This window comes from Streptomyces canarius (genome assembly GCF_014650735.1).
Taxonomy (GTDB): Bacteria; Actinomycetota; Actinomycetes; order Streptomycetales; family Streptomycetaceae; genus Streptomyces; species Streptomyces olivaceoviridis.
Genome location: NZ_BMVN01000009.1, coordinates 47,782 through 69,179, shown reverse-complemented (window position 1 = coordinate 69,179; position 21,398 = coordinate 47,782). Strand labels below are relative to the sequence as shown.

At 72.5% G+C, this 21,398-nt stretch carries 24 protein-coding genes and 1 pseudogene; 13 read left to right on the top strand and 12 right to left on the bottom strand.

All coding sequences use genetic code 11. The annotated features are described in order from the left end of the window. Positions 1-219 precede the first annotated feature (219 nt). The 4 genes from IE294_RS15470 to IE294_RS15455 are packed head-to-tail and all read left to right on the top strand — an operon-like array spanning position 220 to position 4,389. Positions 220-1,536 (top strand): ABC transporter substrate-binding protein, encoded by a 1,317-nt coding sequence (locus IE294_RS15470; protein ID WP_189886306.1) that lies wholly within the window; start codon positions 220-222, stop codon positions 1,534-1,536. Continuing rightward, complete coding sequence (locus IE294_RS15465; protein WP_189886304.1) at positions 1,533-2,459, top strand: carbohydrate ABC transporter permease; 927 nt, start codon at positions 1,533-1,535, stop codon at positions 2,457-2,459. The genes IE294_RS15470 and IE294_RS15465 overlap by 4 nt, the downstream gene beginning before the upstream one ends. After that, positions 2,456-3,361, top strand: a complete 906-nt coding sequence (locus tag IE294_RS15460; RefSeq protein ID WP_189886302.1) for a carbohydrate ABC transporter permease — start codon at positions 2,456-2,458, stop codon at positions 3,359-3,361. The genes IE294_RS15465 and IE294_RS15460 overlap by 4 nt, the downstream gene beginning before the upstream one ends. Continuing rightward, positions 3,358-4,389 (top strand): LacI family DNA-binding transcriptional regulator, encoded by a 1,032-nt coding sequence (locus IE294_RS15455; protein ID WP_041664975.1) that lies wholly within the window; start codon positions 3,358-3,360, stop codon positions 4,387-4,389. Before IE294_RS15460 ends, IE294_RS15455 begins: the two co-directional genes overlap by 4 nt. On the opposite strand, the gene IE294_RS47560 is transcribed toward IE294_RS15455, so the two are convergent. Then, complete coding sequence (locus tag IE294_RS47560) at positions 4,370-5,140, bottom strand: hypothetical protein (RefSeq protein ID WP_229917175.1); 771 nt, start codon at positions 5,138-5,140, stop codon at positions 4,370-4,372. The genes IE294_RS15455 and IE294_RS47560 overlap by 20 nt on opposite strands. Before the next feature lie 220 nt (positions 5,141-5,360). On the opposite strand from IE294_RS47560, the gene IE294_RS15445 reads away from it, so the two are divergent. After that, the gene (locus IE294_RS15445; protein WP_014670933.1) at positions 5,361-5,711 is read left to right on the top strand and encodes a VOC family protein; all 351 of its coding nucleotides are present in this window, start codon (positions 5,361-5,363) and stop codon (positions 5,709-5,711) included. Between the two features lie 73 nt (positions 5,712-5,784). Continuing rightward, entirely contained in the window at positions 5,785-6,219 is a 435-nt protein-coding gene (locus IE294_RS15440; RefSeq protein WP_189886300.1) for a MarR family winged helix-turn-helix transcriptional regulator, read from the top strand. On the opposite strand, the gene pqqB is transcribed toward IE294_RS15440, so the two are convergent. The 3 genes from pqqB to IE294_RS50125 all read right to left on the bottom strand — a co-directional run bounded on the left by pqqB (position 6,216) and on the right by IE294_RS50125 (position 8,169). Continuing rightward, positions 6,216-7,112: a pyrroloquinoline quinone biosynthesis protein PqqB gene (gene pqqB / locus IE294_RS15435; protein WP_229917174.1), complete on the bottom strand. Its 897-nt coding sequence runs from the start codon at positions 7,110-7,112 to the stop codon at positions 6,216-6,218. The two genes, IE294_RS15440 and pqqB, sit on opposite strands and share 4 nt — an antisense overlap. Positions 7,113-7,291: 179 nt before the next feature. Beyond that, entirely contained in the window at positions 7,292-7,690 is a 399-nt protein-coding gene (locus tag IE294_RS15430; RefSeq protein ID WP_030644112.1) for an SseB family protein, read from the bottom strand. A gap of 341 nt (positions 7,691-8,031) precedes the next feature. Next, complete coding sequence (locus tag IE294_RS50125) at positions 8,032-8,169, bottom strand: alpha-L-fucosidase (RefSeq protein WP_435858090.1); 138 nt, start codon at positions 8,167-8,169, stop codon at positions 8,032-8,034. Between the two features lie 87 nt (positions 8,170-8,256). Between IE294_RS50125 and IE294_RS15420 the strand changes: the two are divergent. Then, positions 8,257-8,640, top strand: a pseudogene (locus tag IE294_RS15420) (alpha-L-fucosidase); the annotation flags it as partial. 70 nt (positions 8,641-8,710) lie between these two features. Here the strand turns inward: IE294_RS15420 and IE294_RS15415 are convergent. The 4 genes from IE294_RS15415 to IE294_RS15400 all read right to left on the bottom strand — a co-directional run bounded on the left by IE294_RS15415 (position 8,711) and on the right by IE294_RS15400 (position 11,426). After that, positions 8,711-9,298, bottom strand: a complete 588-nt coding sequence (locus IE294_RS15415; RefSeq protein ID WP_189886298.1) for a cysteine hydrolase family protein — start codon at positions 9,296-9,298, stop codon at positions 8,711-8,713. After that, positions 9,295-10,848 carry a purine-cytosine permease family protein gene (locus IE294_RS15410; RefSeq protein ID WP_189886296.1) on the bottom strand — a complete coding sequence of 518 codons (1,554 nt, stop codon included), beginning with the start codon at positions 10,846-10,848 and terminating at the stop codon, positions 9,295-9,297. The genes IE294_RS15415 and IE294_RS15410 overlap by 4 nt, the downstream gene beginning before the upstream one ends. Before the next feature lie 88 nt (positions 10,849-10,936). After that, complete coding sequence (locus tag IE294_RS15405) at positions 10,937-11,260, bottom strand: DUF2795 domain-containing protein (protein ID WP_189886293.1); 324 nt, start codon at positions 11,258-11,260, stop codon at positions 10,937-10,939. 10 nt (positions 11,261-11,270) lie between these two features. Beyond that, entirely contained in the window at positions 11,271-11,426 is a 156-nt protein-coding gene (locus tag IE294_RS15400; protein WP_189886291.1) for a hypothetical protein, read from the bottom strand. Positions 11,427-11,612: 186 nt separating this feature from the next. Here IE294_RS15400 and IE294_RS15395 point away from each other — a divergent pair, with 186 nt between their 5' ends. Together IE294_RS15395 and IE294_RS15390 are read left to right on the top strand one after the other, a co-directional pair. Then, on the top strand, positions 11,613-11,807 hold the full coding sequence (locus tag IE294_RS15395; RefSeq protein ID WP_014670942.1) for a DUF2795 domain-containing protein: 195 nt from the start codon (positions 11,613-11,615) through the stop codon (positions 11,805-11,807). Positions 11,808-12,314: 507 nt separating this feature from the next. Next, positions 12,315-13,175: a CAP domain-containing protein gene (locus IE294_RS15390; RefSeq protein WP_189886289.1), complete on the top strand. Its 861-nt coding sequence runs from the start codon at positions 12,315-12,317 to the stop codon at positions 13,173-13,175. A gap of 213 nt (positions 13,176-13,388) precedes the next feature. On the opposite strand, the gene IE294_RS15385 is transcribed toward IE294_RS15390, so the two are convergent. Together IE294_RS15385 and IE294_RS15380 are read right to left on the bottom strand one after the other, a co-directional pair. Then, positions 13,389-15,530 carry a sigma-70 family RNA polymerase sigma factor gene (locus IE294_RS15385; RefSeq protein WP_189886287.1) on the bottom strand — a complete coding sequence of 714 codons (2,142 nt, stop codon included), beginning with the start codon at positions 15,528-15,530 and terminating at the stop codon, positions 13,389-13,391. 140 nt (positions 15,531-15,670) lie between these two features. Then, on the bottom strand, positions 15,671-16,096 hold the full coding sequence (locus IE294_RS15380; protein WP_189886285.1) for a winged helix-turn-helix transcriptional regulator: 426 nt from the start codon (positions 16,094-16,096) through the stop codon (positions 15,671-15,673). 97 nt (positions 16,097-16,193) lie between these two features. On the opposite strand from IE294_RS15380, the gene IE294_RS15375 reads away from it, so the two are divergent. Continuing rightward, positions 16,194-17,120 (top strand): alpha/beta fold hydrolase, encoded by a 927-nt coding sequence (locus IE294_RS15375; RefSeq protein ID WP_189886283.1) that lies wholly within the window; start codon positions 16,194-16,196, stop codon positions 17,118-17,120. Here IE294_RS15375 and IE294_RS15370 read toward each other — a convergent pair. Continuing rightward, positions 17,083-17,709, bottom strand: coding sequence for a DUF4232 domain-containing protein (locus IE294_RS15370; protein WP_189886281.1), 627 nt, complete (start codon positions 17,707-17,709; stop codon positions 17,083-17,085). The two genes, IE294_RS15375 and IE294_RS15370, sit on opposite strands and share 38 nt — an antisense overlap. 334 nt (positions 17,710-18,043) lie before the next feature. On the opposite strand from IE294_RS15370, the gene IE294_RS15365 reads away from it, so the two are divergent. Next, complete coding sequence (locus tag IE294_RS15365; protein WP_189886279.1) at positions 18,044-19,117, top strand: NAD(+)/NADH kinase; 1,074 nt, start codon at positions 18,044-18,046, stop codon at positions 19,115-19,117. A 123-nt stretch (positions 19,118-19,240) separates the two neighbouring features. Then, positions 19,241-19,741, top strand: coding sequence for a peptidylprolyl isomerase (locus tag IE294_RS15360; protein WP_189886277.1), 501 nt, complete (start codon positions 19,241-19,243; stop codon positions 19,739-19,741). 71 nt (positions 19,742-19,812) lie between these two features. Here IE294_RS15360 and IE294_RS15355 read toward each other — a convergent pair whose 3' ends face one another. After that, entirely contained in the window at positions 19,813-20,592 is a 780-nt protein-coding gene (locus IE294_RS15355; protein WP_306433449.1) for a thioesterase II family protein, read from the bottom strand. Between the two features lie 125 nt (positions 20,593-20,717). Here IE294_RS15355 and IE294_RS15350 point away from each other — a divergent pair, with 125 nt between their 5' ends. Then, the gene (locus tag IE294_RS15350) at positions 20,718-21,392 is read left to right on the top strand and encodes a helix-turn-helix transcriptional regulator (protein ID WP_189886692.1); all 675 of its coding nucleotides are present in this window, start codon (positions 20,718-20,720) and stop codon (positions 21,390-21,392) included. Positions 21,393-21,398 lie beyond the last annotated feature (6 nt).

Below are 21,398 nucleotides of genomic sequence, written 5' to 3'. Positions count from 1 at the left end.
TCGATCATTTGGGAACGTGCACACACATCATCGGCGGTGCGAGCCCAACATAACCGCACAGCAACAACCATTGACAAGTGTCCGGGATGTTTCTCTACTGTGAACGCTCACAGAAGCATGGCAGGGGCTCCCGAGCTGTGAGCACCCGGGTCATGTGAACGTGCACATCTGCATGGCAGGTCCCCGCAGCGGGCGGGGACCCAGGTCAGGGGAGAAACCATGCCGCACACGAAGCGCCGTCGCCTCGTGACAACCGCCCTCGCCGTGTCCCTCGGCGCCACCGCCCTCGCCGCCTGCGGTTCCGGGGACGGCACCAAGGCCGAGTCGGGTCCCGTCTCGCTCACGTACTGGACCTGGACACCCGGCATGGACAAGGTGGTGGACCTGTGGAACAAGGGGCCGGGGAAGAAGGACCGGATCACCGTCACGGTGAAGAAGCAGGCGTCCGGCGACACGCTGATCACCAAGATCCTCACCGCGCACAAGGCGAAGAAGGCCCCCGACCTGGTGCAGGCCGAGTACCAGGCGCTGCCGACCCTGGTCAGCAATGACGCGCTGGCCGACATCTCCGACGAGGTCGACGACGTCAAGGACAAGTTCGCCGAGGGCGTCTGGCAGCAGACCACGCTCGGCACGGACGCGGTCTACGCGGTGCCGCAGGACATCGGGCCGATGATGTTCTACTACCGCGAGGACCTGTTCAAGCACTACGGCCTGAAGGTCCCCACGACCTGGGAGCAGTTCGCCGAGACGGCCCGCCGGCTGAAGGAGAAGGCGCCGGACAAGGACCTGACCACCTTCTCCGCCGGCGACTCCGGTCTCTTCGCGGGTCTCGCCCAGCAGGCCGGCGCCAAGTGGTGGACCACCTCCGGCGACAAGTGGAAGGTCGGCATCGACGACGCCGCCACCCGGAAGGTCGCCGACTTCTGGGGCGGCCTGGTCAAGGAGGGCGTCATCGACAACCAGCCGATGTACACCCCGTCCTGGAACAAGGCGCTGAACACCGGCGAGCAGATCGCCTGGGTGAGCGCCGTGTGGGCGCCCGGCACCCTGACCACGGCGGCGCCGGACACCAAGGGCAAGTGGGCCATGGCCCCGCTCCCCCAGTGGTCGGCCGACCAGGACGTCACCGGCAGCTGGGGCGGTTCCTCGACGGCGGTGACCACCGACTCCGCGCACAAGGAGGCCGCCGCCGAGTTCGCGGCCTGGCTGAACACCGACCACGACGCCCTGAACGCGCTGGCGAAGGAGGGCGGCATCTACCCGGCGTCCACCTCGGCCCAGCTCAGCGGCGCCTTCTCCAACCCGCCGGCGTACTTCTCCAACCAGGCGGACTTCTACACCAAGGCCGCCGGCATCGCGAAGACCACCGCGCCGTCCGCGTGGGGCCCGAACGTGAACGTCGCCTACACCTCCTTCAAGGACGCCTTCGGCCCAGCCGCCAAGAACAAGTCGGACTTCACCGCCGCCCTGCGGAAGGTGCAGGACGACACGGTCGCCGACCTGAAGAAGCAGGGCTTCGAGGTCGCTCGGTGAGCGGCTCCACCAGCCGGAGGCCGTACGGGGTCAAGGGGGCCCCGTACGGCTTCCTCCTCCCCGCCACGATCCTGTTCGCCCTCTTCTTCGCGCTGCCCATCGGCTACGCGGTCTGGCTCAGCTTCCGCAAGGTGCGCGTCTCCGGGCTCGGCCTGGGGTCGGGTGCGCGGAAGGAGGTGTGGGCCGGCTTCGAGAACTACACCGGGGCCTTCCGGGACAGCGAACTGCTGCACGGCGCGCTGCGCGTGCTCGGCTACGGCTGCGTCGTCGTCCCGGTGATGCTCGGCCTCGCGCTGCTGTTCGCGCTGATGCTGGACTCCGAGAAGGTGCGGCTCGCCCCGTTCACCCGGCTCGCGATCTTCCTGCCGTACGCCATCCCCGGCGTGGTGGCCGCGCTGCTGTGGGGCTTCCTGTACCTGCCGGACGTCAGCCCGTTCTACTTCGTGCTCGACAGGCTGGGCCTGCCGCAGCCGGACCTGCTGGACGGCGGTCCGCTGTACCTCGCCCTGTCGAACATCGCGGTCTGGGGCGGCACCGGCTTCAACATGATCGTCATCTACACCTCGCTGCGGTCCATCCCGGCCGAGGTCTACGAGGCGGCCGAGCTGGACGGCGCCACCCCGTTGCAGGTCGCGCTGCGGATCAAGATCCCGATGGTGGCGCCCTCGCTGGTGCTGACCTTCTTCTTCTCGATCATCGCGACGCTCCAGGTGTTCAACGAGCCGACCACCCTGAAGCCCCTCACCAACTCGGTCAACACGACCTGGAGCCCGCTGATGAAGGTGTACCAGGACGCCTTCGGCCGGAACGACATCTACTCGGCGGCGGCCGAGGCCACGCTGATCGCCGTGGTCACGCTGCTGCTGTCGTTCGGCTTCCTGCGGGCCGCGAACCGCCGGAACAAGCAGGAGGCAACGGGATGAGCACCCTCGCCGTCCGCAAGGCGGCCCCGGCCGCCGGCACCACCCCGGGTACCGCGCAGGGCCCTCCGCTGCGCCGCCGGATCGCGCTGGTCCCGACGGTCACGCTGCTGCTCGGCGCGGTCTACACCCTTCTCCCGGTCGCCTGGGTGGTGATCGCGTCGACGAAGTCCGGGCACGAGCTGTTCTCCACGTTCACCTTCCTGCCCGGCACCGGCTTCGCCGACAACCTCAAGGACCTGAACGCCTACCGGAGCGGGATCTACTGGGAGTGGATGGGCAACTCCGCCCTGTACGCCGGTCTCGGCGCCCTGCTGTCCACCGCCGTCTCGGCGTTCAGCGGCTACGCGTTGGCGACCTACCGCTTCAAGGGCCGCGAGGCGATGTTCAACGTCCTGCTCGCGGGCGTCCTGATGCCGCCGGTGATCCTCGCGATCCCGCAGTACCTGCTGCTGGCGAAGGCCGACCTCACGGACTCGTACCTGTCCGTGCTGCTGCCGCAGATCCTCTCCCCGTACGGCGTCTACCTGGCCCGGATCTACGCCTCCGCCGCCGTGCCGGCCGACGTGGTCGAGGCCGGGCGGATGGACGGGGCGAGCGAGTGGCGGATCTTCACCCGGATCGCGCTGCCGATGATGATCCCCGGCATGGTCACGGTGTTCCTGTTCCAGTTCGTCGCGATCTGGAACAACTTCCTGCTGCCGTTCATCATGCTCAGCGACGACGAGAGGTTCCCGCTCACGCTGGGTCTGTACACGCTGCTGGAGCAGGGCGCGAACACACCGGCGCTGTACACCCTGGTGATCACCGGCGCGTTCCTCGCGGTGCTCCCGCTGATCGCCCTGTTCCTGGTCATCCAGCGCTTCTGGAGCCTCGATCTGCTGTCCGGGGCCGTAAAGTCATGACCATGAGCAATACGGGGGGCCGGCGCAGACCGCCGACGATCCATGACGTGGCGCGCGAGGCGGGCGTCTCGCGCGGCACCGTCTCGCGTGTGCTCAACGGCGGCCACTACGTCAGCCCCGCCGCCCAGGAGGCGGTCAACGCCGCCATCCGCAGGACCGGGTACGTCGTGAACCGGCACGCCCGTTCGCTGATCACGGGCCGCTCCGACTCGGTGGGCTTCCTGCTGACCGAGCCGCAGGAGCGGTTCTTCGAGGACCCCAACTTCAACGTCCTGCTGCGTGGTTGCACCCAGGCGCTGGCCGCGCACGACGTCCCGCTGCTGCTGATGCTGGCGGGCACCGAGGACGAACGGCGGCGCATCACGCGGTACATCACCGCCGGGCACGTCGACGGGGTGCTGCTGGTCTCCAGCCACTCCGGCGATCCGGTCGCCGAGGAGTTGCGGGAGGCGGGCGTGCCGCTGGTGGCGTGCGGCAAGCCGATCGGGCTCGGCTCGAAGGTGAGTTACGTGGCCGCCGACGACCGGGACGGCGCCCGGGACATGGTCCGGCACCTGCTGTCGCTGGGGCGGCGCCGGATCGGGGTGGTCACCGGTCCGCTGGACACCCCGGGTGGTGTGGAGCGGCTCGCCGGGTACCGGGAGGTGCTCGCCGAGGCGGGCATCGCGGCCGACGAGCGGCTCGTCGTCCCCGGCGACTACAGCCGGGCCAGCGGTGAGGCGGGCGCGGAGCGGCTGCTGGCGCAGGCGCCGGACGTGGACGCCGTGTTCGTCGCCTCCGACCTGATGGCGCAGGGCGTGCTGGCGGCCCTGCACCGCGCCGGGAAGCGGGTGCCCGAGGACATCGCCGTCGGCGGTTTCGACGACTCGCCGGCGGCGACCGCCGCCACCCCCGCGCTCACCACCATCCGGCAGCCGTGGGACCGGATCAGCAACGAGATGGTGCGGGTGCTGCTCGCCCAGATCGGCGGTGAGGACCCGGCGGCGGTGATCCTGCCGACGGAGCTGGTCAAGCGCGACTCGACGTGACGCCGGGTGCGCTCCGGCGCACCTCCCGGCAGGTGACCCGCGGCGACGCGCCGTACGGCAGCACGGCGGTCCGCGCGCCGGTGACGGTGCCGTCCAGGCACAGGTGCCCGCCCATGATCCGCAGGTCGAGCGTGAAGCCCACACCGCCGGCGGACCTCCGGGGACCGTCGACGCGCTCGTCGAGGTAACCGAGGCCGCGCAGCGCTTCCTCGACCTGGTCGGGGGTGGGATCGGGCGTCTTCCCCAGGGCGTCGGTGATCCGGCGGGTGTGGGCGCGGGCCGCGCACTTCTCGACGCCGCTCAGTGCCACCTCCGCACGGGGGTGCACGGGGGAGCCGGTGGCGTCCGGGACCGGCGGGACGCTGGGGAGCGTGGGCAGGGGCGTGGGCGCGGTCCTCGGCCGTCCCGGCTCGGACGGCTCGGACGCCTCGGACGGCTCGGACGGCTCGGACGGCTCGGACGGCTCGGACGGCTCGGGCGGGACGGTGGCCGGCGCCTGCGGCACGCACGGTTCCTCGACGGAGTCGAGCAGTTCCATGAACTCGACGAACTCGGGACCCTCCAAGGGTGTGCGGGCGGCCACGGACCGGCTGCCGGCGCCGTCCTTGCCCTCCTGCTCACCGCCCCCTCGTTCGCTGCCGCACGCGGCGAGGAGCAACGCGCACAGGGCGAGCGGCACCGCGCGGCTGCCGACGCGGGTGAGCCGAGCCGGGCGCACGGCACGGGTAAGTGTGCTGAAGAGTGGCTTCATGCCGGCAGTCTCGGACGCGTGCGGCTCCCGGCATGAGCACGGCTACTCAGGTACGGCTCCCAGGTGTGCGTGCGGCGTTCCGGCGGGTCGTCGCCGGTGCCGACGAGCCGGCCCCGCCGGAAGCGGTCAGGATCGAAGAAGCCGCGGCGGGCTCCCCGGCCCTAGCGTGAGAGCACCGACGGGGAACCGTCGGGTCCCGCATCTCGAAGGAGTGAGCACCATGACCGCCGGCCTGCAAACGATCATCTATCCGGTGAAGGACCTGGACCGCGCCAAGGCCCTGTTCGGCGCGCTGCTGGGCGTCGAGCCGTACGCGGACGAGCCGTACTACGTCGGTTTCAAGGCCGCCGGCCAGGACGTCGGCCTGGATCCGAACGGGCACGCCAAGGGCATGACCGGGCCGGTGCCGTACTGGCACGTGACGGATCTGCGGGAGCGGCTCGCGGCGCTGCTGGCGGCGGGCGCCGAGCTGCTCCAGGACGCGCAGGACGTCGGCGGCGGCCGGCTGATCGCCTTCGTGAGGGACCCCGACGGCAACCTCGTGGGGCTGCTCCAGGACCCGGCGGCCTGACGTCGCCACGGCCCCTGCGCCGAGCACTAGTTGCACACTCAACGATTGGCTGGATCGGTGCTACCGTGCGGGTATGGCAGGCACGACGGCCGAGACCCGGCTCGAAGAACGCTGGCGGGACATCCTCGCGGTGCACGCGCGCACGATGTGCGAGATCGACCGCGCCCTGCATCCGCACGGACTGGGCGCCAGCGACTTCGAGGTGCTGGACATCCTGGCGACTCAGTCGCCCCGGCAGGGTGACCAGTGCCGGGTGCAGAACCTGGTCGGCCGGGTGCACCTCAGTCAGAGCGCGCTGTCCCGGCTCATCGGCCGGCTGGAGAAGGACGGCCTGGTGGAGCGCTCGGTGTGCGCGGAGGACCGGCGCGGGGTGTGGGTGGCGCTCACTCCCAAGGGCCGGGCCCTGCACGCCGAGGTGCTGCCGGTGCAGCGGACGGTCCTGCGGCGGATGCTGGCCGGGCCGGAAGGCCCGCGCCACGAGGCCCACCCTGGGGAACCGGCCGTCTAGACCACCAGCTCCGTCCCGTCCGGCAGGATCTCGGCGCCGTATGCGGCCACGCGCGCGCGTGCGGGTGAGGCGGGGTCGAGGAGCGGGTTGGTGTTGTTGAGGTGGGTGTAGATCCGGCGCGCGCCGGGATGTCGGGCCAGCGCGGCGAGGGAGCCCTGAGGACCGGTGACCGGCAGGTGGCCCATGGCGGCCTGCCCGGCGCCGGAGCGCACCGCCGTGCCCATCTCGTCGGCGGCGAAGAAGGTGCCGTCCAGCAGGACGCAGTCGGCCTCGGCGCACAGCCCGTCCAGGACGGGGCTCCAGGCGCCGACGCAGGGCGCGTACACCAGCACTCCCCCGGTGGCCAGGTCCTCGATGCGGTACGCCGTCACCCAGGGTCCCGTCGGCGTGGACGCCTGGTCCGGCACGTACTTCGGGACCTTCGCCCCCACCGGATGGGCGGTCACCACGAGTCCGCCGGCCAGCACGAAGCCGCCGTCGGCCAGGCTGTCGGCCCACTCCCAGGGGGCGTAGCGGTCCAGCGCGGCGCGGGCGGGGGCGAGGGCGCCGTGCACCGGGGCCGCGGCGTAGATCTTCAGGCCCGCCGCCCCGCGCAGCTCGGTCAGGCCCGTCACATGGTCGGCCTCGGCATCGGTGAGCAGCACTCCGCGCAGCGGGGTGTCCCGGGGTCCGGGGCCGGGCCACAGGGCTCGGGTCGCGGCGAGCTGCGTGCGCAGATCGGGGGAGGCGTTCAGCAGCCACCAGTCGCGGCCGTTGCCGGTGACGGCGGCGCAGTCCTGTGTGCGGGAGGGCAGCCTGCCGTCCCGGGCCGCGGCGCACAGCGCGCAGGCGCAGTTCCACTGTGGAAAGCCGCCCCCGGCGGCGGTGCCCAGCAGGACGACCTTCACGACCATCGGCTCCTTCGCGCTCGCCCGACTCGTCCCCCGACTGGGATCTTCCCGCGGAAGAGGCGGTGACCACCGGCGCCGGGGAGCACTTCCGGCCGTATGAGACGGGGACGCCTTGGTGCGCGCGCGGGTGCGCGCGGTGTGTGGGCGTGCGCGGGGCTCGCGCGCCCCTCAGGGGCGCCGCATCACCGGACCAGCAGGGTGCGCACCCCCTGCGAGGTGAGGGTCAGCCCGTGCGCGGAGCTGCCGTCGATGGCCAGGGAGAGGTCCCCCTCGGGCCACTGGGCGGCGAGCGCGCCGAGCGGGATCAGGCGGTAGCGCGAGACGAACGGCAGCAGCTCGGCCATCTCGCCCTCCGTGGTGAACACCGGGACGACCGGGTCGCCCCCGGGCTGTTCCAGGACGGGCAGGGCCACCGTCGAGGCGTCGGCGCCTTCTCCGTCCACCGCGTCGTCCGGTACGGGGACGAGTACGTCACTGTGGGCGAGGGTGTCCAGGGCGGCCTGGTCCTCGGCGTTCTCGGCCAGCGCGTCCAGTGCCTGCTGGGCCGGCGTCGGCTGGGCGTCGTGTGCGGGTGTCTCCATGGCTGATCCCCAGGTAGCGGTGGTCGTACGGGCCGTCCGGGCGAGCTGGTGCCCGGACGGGCTCCCGCCTCGCGTACCCGGTGGGGTCCCCGGCATGCGTGGGGATCGGCGGGAGGTCCGGTGACGAGGCGGTGGACCGGGCGGCGGGCGCGGAACGACCAGGTGAGCCCCGGAGTCCTGGTCCTTCTCCACCGGTCAGGTGCCCCAGGAGCAGTACCTGAGGCAGCTGGACGGCTTCACCGCGGCCCGTTGCGACCCGCGCGCGTGGGCGGACCTGTTCGTCCGGGCCGGTGCCTGCGGGTGGGGCTGTACTACTCTCACTCGGACTGCAACCACCCCGACTACGCCACCGTCCGCCAATGCTCCGTCTGCTCCGCCTGCTCCGCCTGGATCGTGCCGTCCTTGCGCGGGCCCACGTCCAGCAGCGGGTTGCCGCCCGCACCGATCGTCTCCATGAAGTAGCGCACCAGCCGGCGCACCGACGTGTGGTGTGGATTCCCGGCCAGGATCCGGGCGGCCGGCGCGCCCAGGCCCCACTGCTCCTCGGTGCGCTCCCACTCGCCGTCGAACCGGCGGAGCGGCTGGAGGGACTCGGGGCGTGGATCGCCCGGCGCGCCGACGCGGTGTACGGCACGGTCGCAGGTCTGCCTCCGGGGCACCACTACGGTCCGAGCACCCTGTCGGCCGACCGGCGCACGCGGTACCCCGTCTGCTTCGACGTCCCGCGCGAGACGGTGTCGGTGCGCGGGCCGCGCAACCGGGTCCGCCGGGTGACCGTGCCGGGCACCGGCGCCGAGCTGGGCCACCGGGTCACCGGCGGGCTGCACGACGTACCGGGCGTGACCTGGCTCGACGCGCCGGCGCCGGAGGACGTGGCCGAGTGCGCCACGGTGTTCGCCGTCGAACTCGACGGGGAGCCGGACCTCTACCGGGGTACGGGGCGCACCTGACGCGGAGGACGCCCGCCCCGGTTGCTCGCCGGGCAGCCGCTCATCCGCCGGTGCTCGGGCGGGACGCCGGTCACGGCCCGGCCTGCGCGAGCAGGTCGTCGATGGTGGTGACCCGGATCAGCGGCCGGTAAAGCTCCATGATCTGAAGGGCCTTGACGTGGGAGTCGTCGTCCACGCCGGCGCAGGCGTCCGCCACGACCAGTACCTCCGTGCCGGCGTCCGCGGCGGCGAGGGCGGTGGAGAGCACGCAGCATTCGGTGCTGACGCCGGCCAGCACCAGGCGGTCGTCGGGGGCGGTGCGGGCGGCGAGTGCGGGGGTCCATTTGCCGAAGGTGGTGGCGTCCACGACGTGGTCCGCGAGGCCGGTGAACTCGTCGGTCAGCGCCCAGAGCCCGGCGTCCGGGGGCCGGCGGGCGAAGGGCCACCGGTCGTAGTAGGCGCGCCAGGCACCGGCCGGTCGCTCCGGGGCCAGGAAGCGGGTGAAGGTGACGCGGCCGGCGAAGGCCGGCAGCAGGGCGCGTACGCCGGCTGCCGCGTCGGCGTATCGGGGGGTGGCCCAGGGGCTCGCCGGGTCGGCGAACACGCGCTGCATGTCGATGACGGCGAGATGACCGGGGCTCCTGCGGCGGGGCCGGGCGTCGGGGTGTCCGGCGCTCATGGGTTCAGCACCCCGCCGTCGAGCGCCGGGCTCGGTTCCCGGGCCTCCTGGGAGCGGACCCGGGCCCGGCCGGACAGCAGCGTGCCGAGGAAGCCGAGGCCCAGGGCGACGAGGACGCCCAGGTTGGCGTAGGCCCAGGCACCGCTCCTGCCGCCGAGACCGAACGGCTCCAGCAGGTAGCCCTGCCAGGTCAGCCAGCGCGCGGCACCGTTGGTGACCAGGCCCCAGCCGACGGCCGTGGCGGCGAGGGTGAGGACCAGCGGGCGCAGGGGGATGTCGCCGTAACGGCCGTGCGGGCGGAACAGGTCTCCGTCGTCGTAGTCGCGGCGGCGCAGGGCCAGGTCGGCGAGCATGACGCCGGCCCAGGCGGCGATGGGCACGCCGAGGGTGGTGAGGAAGCCCATGAACTGGGCGAGGAAGGTGTCGGCGAAGAACACGATGTAGATCGCGCCGGCGATCATCAGCACGCCATCGAAGAACGCGGCCAGATAGCGGGGCACCCGCAGGCCGGACGAGAGCAGGGCCAGGCCGGAGGAGTAGATGTCGAGGACGGCGCCGCCGACCAGGCCGAGGACGGCGACCAGGGCGAACGGCACCAGGAACCAGGTCGGCAGGAGCGTCGCCAGCGCCCCGATCGGATCGGCCGCGACGGCCTTGCTCAGCTCCGCGGAGGAACCGGCCAGCAGCAGGCCGAAGACCAGCAGGACGAGCGGGGCCAGGGAGGCGCCGAAGGCGGTCCAGCCGATCACGCCCCGGCTGGAGGAGTCGCGGGGCAGATAGCGGGAGTAGTCGGCGGCGGCGTTGACCCAGCCGAGGCCGAAGCCGGTCATCATGAACACCAGCGCGCCGATGAACTCCTGCACTGAGCCCGCCGGGATGGCGTCGACCGTGCTCCAGTGGACGTGGTCGGCGACGAGGACGACGTAGACGATCGTGAGCGCGCCGGTGATCACGGTGATCCAGGTCTGCAACCGCATGATCAGGTCGAAGCCCATGACCCCGCCGACAACGGTCAGGGCGGCCACCACCATGAGGGCGACCGCCTTGGTCTCGGTGCCGCCGCCCCAGCCCAGGCTGTCGAAGACGGTCGCGGTGGCCAGCGTGGCGAGCGCGGTGAGGACGGTCTCCCAGCCGACGGTGAGCATCCAGGAGATCACGGACGGCAGCCGGTTGCCGCGCACGCCGTAGGCCGCCCGGCTGAGCACCATGGTGGGGGCCGAGCCGCGCTTCCCGGCGACCGCCACGAAGCCGCAGAGCAGGAACGATACGGCGATGCCGAGCACGCCGGAGGCCAGTGCCTGCCAGAAGGAGATGCCGAAGCCGAACGCGAAGGCGCCGTAGCTGAGTCCGAGCACGGACACATTGGCCCCGAACCAGGGCCAGAACAGGGAGCGCGGAGCGCCCCGGCGCTCCGAGTCCGCGATCACGTCGAGCCCGTGCGTCTCGACCTGGAGGGGACGGCCGGTGGCTCCGCCGTCCCGAGGACCGGTGGCTCCGCCGTCCCGAGGACCGGTGGCTCCGCCGTCGAGAGGGTCGTGCGGATGCGTCATCGCCGAGCCACCTGCCCTATCTGTCCGAACGTGTCCGATCACGCTAGGTCTGCCCTCGGGGGCGTCGGGGCACGCCCGGTTCAACCGGTCAGCGGTCGAACTCCTCCTGGATCGGGGTCTTCGGCCCCTCCCGCAGATGCCGGGAGAGTCCCGGCTTGCCGCCCCGCCGTGCCTGTTCCGCCCGCTGGGCGGCGTGGGTGGCGAGGTCCGAGTCCGGGTCCACGCGGACCGACCCGGCCACGTCCGCGCGGTTGGTGTACTCCTCGGCGGGGATGCCGCGCAGGGCCTTCACGACCTCCTCGGAGGCTCCCGCCTCCCGCGCGGCCGAGACCAGCCGGTCCTTGCCGGCCGGGTAGGTCACGTCCCTCAGCGCGTCCAGCACCTCGGGAACGCTGGTGGGTGCCGTGCCCATGACGCCTCCTTCACGCGTCGTCGCTCTCGTCTGCGGTCTCGTCCGTCGTCTCGTCGGCGGGGTCCTCTCCTTCCGCCTGTGACGGAGTGGTGCGGGGCGGCTGTTCGGCCTCGGGGGCACCCGGCTCCGGTTCGCCCTCGGCCTGCGAAGGGGTGTTCTCGCTCATCGGATGCTCTCGGTCCTCTCATGCGTGCGCGCTGTTCCGGAGCCCCGGGTACCCGTGCGGGCGGGCCGGGACCCATCACCCGCGGAATCCCTGAATCCGCTTCCGTCGGATGGGTACCTGACCAGTCCGGCGCAGCATGCGGCGCCGGCCCGATGACCCTCAACCAACTCACCGCCTGGAGGAGCCATGGCGGGTATCACCCCACCCGACCTACAGAAAGCCCTGTCGGGCGCGGATTACCCGGCCACTTCCGACCAGCTTCGGAAGGTCGCCGAGAACAACCACGCGCCCAAGGAGATCACCGAGCGGATCTCTCACCTCGGGAAGAAGAAGTTCGAGAACCCCGCCGAGGTCAGCAAGGCCGTCTTCCAGAACGAGTGACGGCGACCGGACACGGGTGCGCGGCGGCCGGAGACTTCTGCTCCGGCCGCCGCGCGATGCACGGCAGGGGCACCGGGTCGAGGTGCCACAGGCGCGCCCGCTCGAGGAGAGGGCCGGGAAGGGCCGCCGGTCCGTTTCCCGGCCTTCGCAGCACGGCGACCCGGTAAGGAGTGACATCCGTCACGGCGGAGTCGGCGACTAGGCGGGGCGGATAGTAGGTGCCGCTCCCACGACATATGGGATTTGTCCGGCTTGCCGTGAGCATGCGTGGCGGTTCGAGCGATGACACGCGTGCGGCTCGACACCTGACCCCTTCCCCCGCCCCTGGCACGCTTCTGACGGACCGACAGCGTTCCGCAAACGTCGCGGTCGCGAAGTCGGCATCTCTGGGCCCGTCTGACAAGGGCCGTGCGCGCCTACGAGGCGAGATAGGAGAAGCACCCTTTGCACTCGGTGTGAAGCCCTCTTGAGAATGAGCGCTCCGCGATCACCGAGTGAGGTTGACGTATGGGCCAGCACCGCAAGACCAAGCACTACCGGCGAATAGTCGTCACCGCCGCCGCCGTCGGCGCCGTGGGCGTGCCGTCCGTCGCCCTGGCCTGTTCCGAGTGGCCGTCCGGCACGGACGACCCGGCGCAGACCACCGCGACGAGCGCACCCGTGGGGCAGTGGCACTACGTGCCCAGAGATCACGACAGCAACGCTTACGCCACCGGAGCGCCGCTGGCCATCGCGCCGGAGACCGGCGCGCCGCCCACGCCCCGGGCGACGACGCATCCGGCGACCCGGCCGAGCACGCCTTGGCACGCCAAGCAGAACGCGCCTTCGCAGAAGAAGGCCGTGGCCCACCCGGCCTGGCGGACCGCAGCGCCCAGCACCCCTGAGGCCACCGCCCCCGCCACCCCCGCCCCCGCCGCGACCGCCGCCGCGCCCGCCCCCGCTTCCGCGGCCCCCGCCGCGCCGAGCAGCCCGGCGCCCACCGCCACGGCGTCCGGGGTCACCGCCGACATCGTGCGGCTCGTGAACGCCGAGCGCGCCAAGGCCGGTTGCCAGCCCCTGACCCTCAACTCGACGCTGACCAAGGCCGCGCAGGCCCACAGCGACGACATGGCGGCCCACCAGAACATGTCGCACACCGGGTCCGACGGCTCGTCCCCGGGCGACCGCATCACGCAGGCCGGCTACACCTGGAGCAGCTACGGCGAGAACGTCGCCTACGGCTACAGCACGGCGGACCAGGTCATGGCGGGGTGGATGTCCAGTCCGGGCCACCGGGCCAACATCCTCAACTGCGGGTTCAAGGAGATCGGCGTCGGTCTCGCCCAGCCCGGCAGCTACTGGACCCAGGACTTCGGCACGTCCCGCTGAACGTCGGCCCGCTGAACGTCGGCGGGCGTCGCGTCGGCGGCGCGGCCGTACCGGTTGCCGTGCCGCCGCCCAGGCGCCTCGCGGCGTACCGGGACAGGAAGCTGCTCAGCCGGTGAACACGACCGGGCGGCGCACCACGGCCAGCGCGTTCATCGACGCTTTCCGTCGCCTTCGGGCACCCGCCGGGCAGTGTCCCCCGCCGCTGACCGGGGCTCAGAGCTCGGCGCCGAAGGCCTGGGTCCACCAGGGGCCGCCCGAGCCGTCGTGGGCGCCCACGCCGATGTCCTTGAACGCGCAGTTCAGGATGTTGGCGCGGTGGCCGGGGCTGTTCATCCAGGAGTCCATCACCGCCTGCGGGGTCTGCTGGCCCTTCGCGATGTTCTCGCCGTACGTGGACCAGCGGTAGCCCGCAGCGGTGATGCGCTCGCCGGGGCCGTCGCCGTCCGGGTCGGTGTGGTCGAAGAAGCCGCGGGCGGCCATGTCGTCGGAGTGGCCCTGGGCGGCCTTGTCCAGTTGCGGGTCCTCGGTGACCGGTCCGCATCCGGCGGCGGCGCGTTCCTTGTTCACCAGCGCGACCACCTGGGCCACCGTGCCGGTGGGCGCCGGCTGCGCCTGCGGGGTACGGGAGGCGCGCGGAGTCGTGGGCGCGGCCGGCTCGGCCCGGGGAGTGGCGCTCTTCCGCGTGGGGCGGGGGCTCTTGGACGCGCCCGGCTTCTTCGTCGTGGGGGACGGGGACGGCGACGCCGAGGGCGACGAGGAGGTCTCGACGGCGCTGGGTTCCGCGAGGTCCACGACGGGGGCACCGGCGGTCCGCGCGGCGGTCGCCTCCCTGGTCTCCGCCGGTCCTGAGTCGGTGCCGAAGTACCAGAGGCCGCCGCCGGCCACACAGGCCGCCACCACGGCACCCCCGACGGCCCGGCGCCGGACCCGCCGCCGTCGCCGCGCCTCGCCGCGCCCGGTCGTACGACGGCGAGAGGCCGCCCGGAGGCCGACGGGGGCCGCGGGTTCGCTGCCGCCGACTCCTGCTCCGGCGCTGCCGGCGTCCGCCTGGGCCGCGCCCGGCTCCGACTCAGCGCTGCCCATATACGAGTCAGGGCTGCCCGGATTCGATCCGGAGGCCGCGTGAGCCGACCCGGTGGCGGTCGCCCCTTCCGACCCTGCGGTCCCGTGCCCCGAGCCGAAGGTCCCGTGATCCGCCCCAAAGGTGCCGTGGTCGGACCCGAAGGTCCCGTGGTCGGACCCGGAGGTCCCGTGACCCGACCCGAAGGCCCCGTGATCCGCCCCAAAGGTGTTGTGGTCCGACCCGAAGGTCCCGTGACCCAACCCGACGGCCCCGTCACCCGGCCCGAAGACCCCGTCACCCGGCCCGACGGCACCCTGGTCCGAACCCACGGCGCCCTGGCCGGCCCCGACGGCGCCATGGTCCGGTCCCGTCGCCCCGTGATCCCCGCCGGTCGCGCCCCCGTCCGACCCGGCGGTGCCGTAACCCGGCCCGCCGGCACCCGCGTTCGTGTCCGGGCCCAGGTGGGTCAGCTGAGGAGCGGCTCCTACGGTCAGGGTGGCCGTCGCCGAGCGTGTCGTCGCGAGGAGGGCTGACGACACCGCGACCAGCGCCAGCCCGGCCAGCAGCCCCTCCGCCGGCAGCAGGCCGCTCCACAGGCCGCCGCAGCGCGGGCACGCGCGGGCGTGCCGGGCTATTCGCTTGCGCCACAGGGCGGAGGGCAGGCCCTCCCAGGGGGCCAGCACGGCGCGCAGCTCCTCGCAGGCGGGCCGCGTGTCCAGCGCCCGTACCACCACCCGGGCCGCCTCCAGCCGCGCCTTCATCCGCTGCACCCGTACCGCCGTGTGCTGCGGCGACACCCCGAGGGCCGCGGCGACCTCCGCCCGGGTCAGCTCACCGGCGCACTCCAGCCACCACAGCGAGAGCACCTCCCGGTCGTCCGGCTCCAGCCAGCGCGTGGCGCGCGCGGTCTCCTGGCGCTGGCCGGAGAGCTGGAGCCGGACGATGGTCAGGTCCACGAAGTCGGCGCCGGGGTCGGCGACGTCGCCGCTCTCCTCCACGGCGTCCGGGGCGAGTCGGCGGTCCTGCCAGTGCGCCCGGACCCGGTTCATCGCGATGGCCACGAGCCAGGAGCGGAAGCTCTCCGGGGTCCGCAGGTCGCCGAGCGAGCCGAGGGCCCGGAGCATGGTCTCCTGGACCACGTCGTCGACGTCGACCGAACCGTTCAGGGCCCGCCCCACGATGTTGTACACCAGCGGGAGGTAGGCGCCGACCAGGGCGTCCTGGGCCGCCGGGTCCCCCGCTCGGGCGGCGTTCACCAGTGCCGCCGGATCCACCGTGTGCTGTGTCCTCATCAGAGCTCCCCTGTCCTCGACGCCGAACGATGCTGTCCGTTACCTGGGAGACCGCTCGGTGCGGGTGCCGATAACAGTTCTTCGGAAAATCGTTCGACGGGAGACTCACAGGACCGGCGCGACGGCCGCAAGGGAGGAGATCACACCGTGGCGGACCCGGGCCCGGTGCAGGCGTCCTGACGGCCGGTCAGCTCGTTCGCCCGGTCGACCTCGGCCATGTGCTCCTCGGCCCAGTTCCGGACGGCTGCGAGAACGGTTTCGAGGGACAGTCCGAGTTCGGTGAGGCGGTAGTGCACGGCGGGCGGCACGGTGGGTTCCACCCTGCGCGCGACCAGGCCGTCCCGCACCAGGTTCCGCAGGGTCACCGACAGCATCTTCTGGGAGACGCCGGGCATCCGGCGCAGCAGTTCGGCGAAGCGCACCTCCCCGGGGGACGCCTCCGCCAGCACCTTCACCGCCATCGACGTCCATTTCGTACCGATCCGGTCGAGCAGCCGACGGGTCGGGCACGCGGGGTCGAACAGGTCACCGCGCGGGGCGGTCGCGCCCTTGGCCTGGGAGGTCACCTGAAGCTCACCATCTGACGGGAAAGTGCGGTCTGGTGGGGCCCAGGGTAGTTACCTACCGTTCCCTTGTCACCATCGGTTACTCAAGGGATCGTTCATGACCGTCTCCCCCGCCCCCGGCGTGCGGCTGCGCCGGGTCACCGTCAACGGCGTCGGACTCACCGTCGCCACGGCCGGTCAGGGTCCGGCCGTCCTGCTGCTGCACGGCTTCCCGCACACCTGGCGGCTGTGGACCGAGGTCATCGGCCCGCTGGCCCGCCGGTACCGGGTGATCGCGCCGGACCTGCGGGGGTTCGGCGACAGCGACCGGCCCACGGAGGGTTATGACGCCGGGACCCTCGCCGCCGACGCCGCGGGCCTGCTGGAGGCGCTCGACGCCGGTCCGGCCGCCGTGGTCGGCATCGACCTGGGCAGCCCGCCCGCCTTCCTGCTGGCCATGCGGCGGCCCGGACTGGTACGGCGGCTGGTGCTGATGGAGTCCTTGCTGGGCGACCTCCCGGGCGCCGAGGAGTTCCTCGCCGGCGGTCCGCCATGGTGGTTCGGCTTCCACGCGGAACCCGGCCTGGCGGAGACCGTGCTCGCCGGCCGCGAGGAGGCGTACATCGGCTGGTTCCTGGACCGCGGCACCCTCGGCCGGGGCGTGCGGCCGGACGTCCGTGCCGCGTTCGTCCGCGCGTACACCGGGACCGGGGCGCTGCGTTGCGCGTTCGGCGCGTACCGGGCCCTGCCCACCGGCGCACGGCAGATCCGTGAGGCCGTGGCCGGTGCCCGCCTCACCGTGCCCGCGCTGACCATCGGCGCCCACCCGGTGGGCCGCGCGCTGGAACACCAACTGCGGCCCTACGCCGACCGGTTGACGGGACACGTGATCCCGGACTGCGGCCACATCATCCCGCTGGACCGCCCGGACGCGCTGCTGCGCCTGTTGGAGCCGTTCCTCGACGCGAACGAAGGGCCGTACGGCCGGCGAGCGGACGAGAGCGCGCTCAGGAGGGGCGTGTCGCCGACACCGCCGTCACCGTGACCTTGTGGTCGCACTCGATGATCTCCCCTTCGACGAGGGCCACTTGGTGCCTTCCCGCGCCGGGCAGCCCGACCACCAGGCTCGGGAACATGGCGGGCGCGGTGCCGGAGGCGCAGTACCCGTCCGCCCCGCCCCGCACCGGGACGAACGTCAGCTTCACCCATGTCCTGCCGCCCGGAGCGAGCCGCACCGGGGCCGCGCTGCCCTGGCGGGTCACTTTCAGCGGGAGGTTGCGCTCCGGGGAGCCGTTGCCGGCCACGGCCACCGTCGGGTGGCCCCGCACCACGCACGCCCGCGCGGAGACGTTGGTGAACTCGACGATCGCCGCTCCGGTGCCCGCGCCCGGGGGCCGGCGGGCGGCCTGGTACGCCGTCGCCTCCAACGCCTCCGGTGTGCAGGCCGGTGCCCCGGAAGCGGAGGCCGTGCCGGTCGGGGCCGTCTCCGCCGAGGTGGCGCTCGCCGACCGGGCGCTCGCCGTCCGGATGCTCGCGGTCTGGGCGCTCGCCGTCTGGGCGGCCACCGGCGACAGGGTGGCGGCGATGGCGGTCAGAGCCGCCGCGGTGACACGGGTGCTGTGTCGGTCGCGCATGGGATTCCCCCGGTTGTCCGCGGTACGTGGTCGGGGCGTCCGCCGTGGCGCCGGTGCGCACCGGCACGGACCGGACACCGGGGTACCGGGTTCCCGGTGGGTCCGCTGTGACACATGTGGTACACGTGCACGAAGGGCCGAAGTGGTGCACGGAAGGCCGGGTACGCGGAAAGACGAGGAGGTACACGGAGAGCGGACGAGGTACACGGAGAGGATCGGTGCCGGATGCGCGCGGACGGTCGCGGGACCGGCTCCGTCGGCGTGGCGTGCGGGCCGGCGCGTACGCGCCGAGGATGGCGCTCGGTACGAACCGGCTGGGAGGCGGTGTGCGGATATGACGGTGAACCGTGTCGGTCTGGTCGTGCACGGCGGGCGCGCCGAGGCGGCGACCGCCGCGCGGGCCGTGCGCGCGTGGTGCGCCGAGCACGCGGTGGGATGCGCGGACATCGACGTGTGGCAGGAGGGCGCGCGGCACAGCGCCCGCGAGGAGGTCGACAGCGCGGGCGATCCGGACCTGATCGTCACCCTGGGCGGCGACGGCACGTTCCTGCGCGGTGCGCGGCTCGCGGCCGAGAACGACGCCCTGGTGCTCGGTGTCGACCTCGGCCGGGTCGGCTTCCTCACGGAGGTCCCCGCCACGGCCGTGCGGGAGGCGCTGGACGCCGTACGGGAGGAGCGGATCACCGTCGAGAGCCGGATGCTCCTCACCATGCGGGCGTCGTGCCGGCTGGAGGTCCCCGCGCAGATGGAGACGCTGCTGCGGTACGGGCGGGGGCCGCTGCTGCCCCCGCCGCAGGTGCGCGGGGAGTGCGAGGCCGGCAACGACTGGGGCGTCGCCCTGAACGTCACCGCGCTGAACGACGTGGTCCTGGAGAAGCTGGCCCGGGACCGTCAGGTGTCGGTCGGGGTCTATCTGGCGGGCCGGCTGCTCGCCTCCTACTCGGCCGACGCCCTGCTGGTGGCCACGCCCACCGGGTCCACGGCGTACAGCTTCGCCGCGGGCGGTCCGGTGGTCTCGCCGCGCGCGGACGCCCTGGTGTTCACGCCGGTCGCGCCGCACATGGTGTTCAACCGTTCGGTGGTGGCCGCACCGGACGAGCCCATCGCGCTGCGGGTGCTGGAGCGCTCGGGCCAGGCCGCGGTCAGCATCGACGGCCAGTTGCGCGGGGTGCTGAGCCCCGGCGACTGGATCGGCGTGTACGCCGCTCCGCGCCGGCTCAAGGCGGTCCGGCTCGGTCCGATGGACTTCTACGGCCGGCTGCGCCAGCGCATGAACCTCACCGACGCGCCGGCCGCGCTCGCCGACGGGGAGGCCGCTCCGCTGTGGCCGGTGACGAGTCCACGGCCGGCCGATCTGGCCCATCTGGCCCTGCCCCCGGTCCCCGACGACGCGCCCCGGCTGTCGTGAGGACATGGCCCGGACGGATGGCCGTGCGCACCACGGGGTGCCGCGGCGCCGGTCCGTGTGCCCCGTGGTCGTATATTCCGTAGCGTAGGCGTGGGCAGGCCCACCGGAATAAGGAGATTTCCGATGTCGACAGTCGAGCTGAACACCAACTTCGGCCGTATCGTTCTGGAACTGAACGACGCCGAGGCGCCCAAGACCGTCGAGAACTTCCTGTCGTACGTGCGCGGCGGCCACTACGACGGCACGATTTTCCACCGGGTAATCAGCGGCTTTATGATCCAGGGCGGCGGTTTCACTCCGGACATGGACCAGAAGCCCACCCAGGCGCCTATTCAGAATGAGGCCGACAACGGGCTGAAGAACGACAACTACACCGTGGCGATGGCGCGGACGAACGACCCGCATTCCGCTACGGCCCAGTTCTTCATCAATGTTTCGGACAATGCCTTCCTCAACTACTCGGCGAAGAGCCCGTCCGGCTGGGGCTACGCCGTGTTCGGCAAGGTCACCGAGGGCCGGGACGTCGTCGACTCCATCAAGGCGGTCAAGACGGGCAGCCGCCATGGCCACCAGGACGTCCCCACCGAGTCCGTGGTCATCGAGTCCGCCAAGGTTCTCGGCTGACGCACACCCCCGCGGGGCGGCACCGGTCCACCGGTGCCGCCCCGCGCTGCTCGGTGCCTACGGCCGCGGGCTCAGGCCACCGCTCCGGTGCCGGGACCGAGTCGCCGCAGCGTCGCCTCGATCCGGGCCACCACGGCCTGCTCCTGCGCCGCGAGGTAGAAGTGGCCGCCGGGGTACACGTGCAGCTCGAACGGGCCGTCGGTCTCCTGGTCCCAGGTCCGGGCCTCCTCCGGGGTCACACGGGGATCGGCGTCGCCGGTCAGCACGACGAAGGGGCAGTTCAACCGCGGCCCCGGGGCACGCCGGTAGGTCTCCACCGCGCGGTAGTCGGCGCGCAGCGCGGGCAGGATCATCTCCAGCAGCGCCTTGTCCTGGAACAGGGCGGCGTCGGTGCCGTCGAGCTTGCCGACCTCCTCGATCAGCCGTGCGTCGCCGCCCTTGTGGACGGTCTCGTCCCGGTGGACGGACGGACCCCTGCGGCCGGAGAGGAAGACCACCGCGGGAGGCCGCCCGGCGGACTCCAGGAGCCGGGCCAGCTCGAAGCCGACCAGGGCGCCCATGCTGTGCCCGAACAGCGCGAGGGGTGTGCCGTCACCCTCGCCCAGGGCCTGGAACACCCCTTGGGCGAGTTCCTGGACCGACTCCGCCGGGGTTTCCGCGAGGCGGTCCTGACGGCCGGGGTACTGCGCCGCGAGCACGTCGACCGTGGGCGACAGCGCCGTGGAGACGGGGAAGTAGAAGCTCGCGGAGCCGCCGGCGTGCGGCAGGCAGAGCAGCCTGGGCGCGCCCGGTGCCGCCTGGTGGAAGCCGCGCAGCCACAACCGGTGTGCCGCGCTGGACCGGTCGGTCATGTGTCCCCCTCGGTGGATTGGAAGCAGGTGCCGTCCTCGGCCCCCTCATCCGATCACGAGTGATCGCTGTTGACCCGGCACATCCCTCTCCTTAGACTCACAATCCAGAGATGGACAGAGAGTCTATGGAGGATGGCGTGACCCAGGGGGGCGTGGGCGAGGGGAGCGCGGACCGGGACGGCGCGGACGAGCATCTCATCCGGGAGGCCGAGAAGATCGCTGTCGCGCTGGGCCGCATGTTCCCCGGCCTGTGCGAGGTGGTGCTGCACGACCTGCGGCATCCGGACCACGCGATCCGCGCGATCGAGAACAACCTGTCGGGCCGTCAGGTGGGTGATTCGGCGACCGAGTTGGGCCTGGCCCGCATCGCCGATCCGCAGTACCCCAGCGTCATCCAGAACTATCCCAACCAGTTCCCCGACGGCCGCCCGGCGAAGAGCACCTCCATCGGCATCAAGAACGCCGCCGGCGAGTACATCGCGGCCCTGTGCCTGAACCTGGACGTGTCGGTCCTGTCCCCGGTCACCCTGGCCTTGTCCAACCTCGTGGCCACGGACACCGAGCACCGCGACCGGCCCCTGGAGACCCTGCGGGACCGCACCGCGCGCGAACTGCGCCAGGCGGTGGAAACCCGGGCCGCCGAGCGTGCCGCCACACCCCGCTCGCTGAGCCGGGAGGACAAGAAGGCCCTCGTACGACAGCTGCAACGAGACGGCTACTTCGACTCGCGCGACGCCGCTCAGACCATCGCGGACCTGCTCGGCGTGTCCCGGGCCACGGTCTACAACTACGCGAAGTGAGAGGTC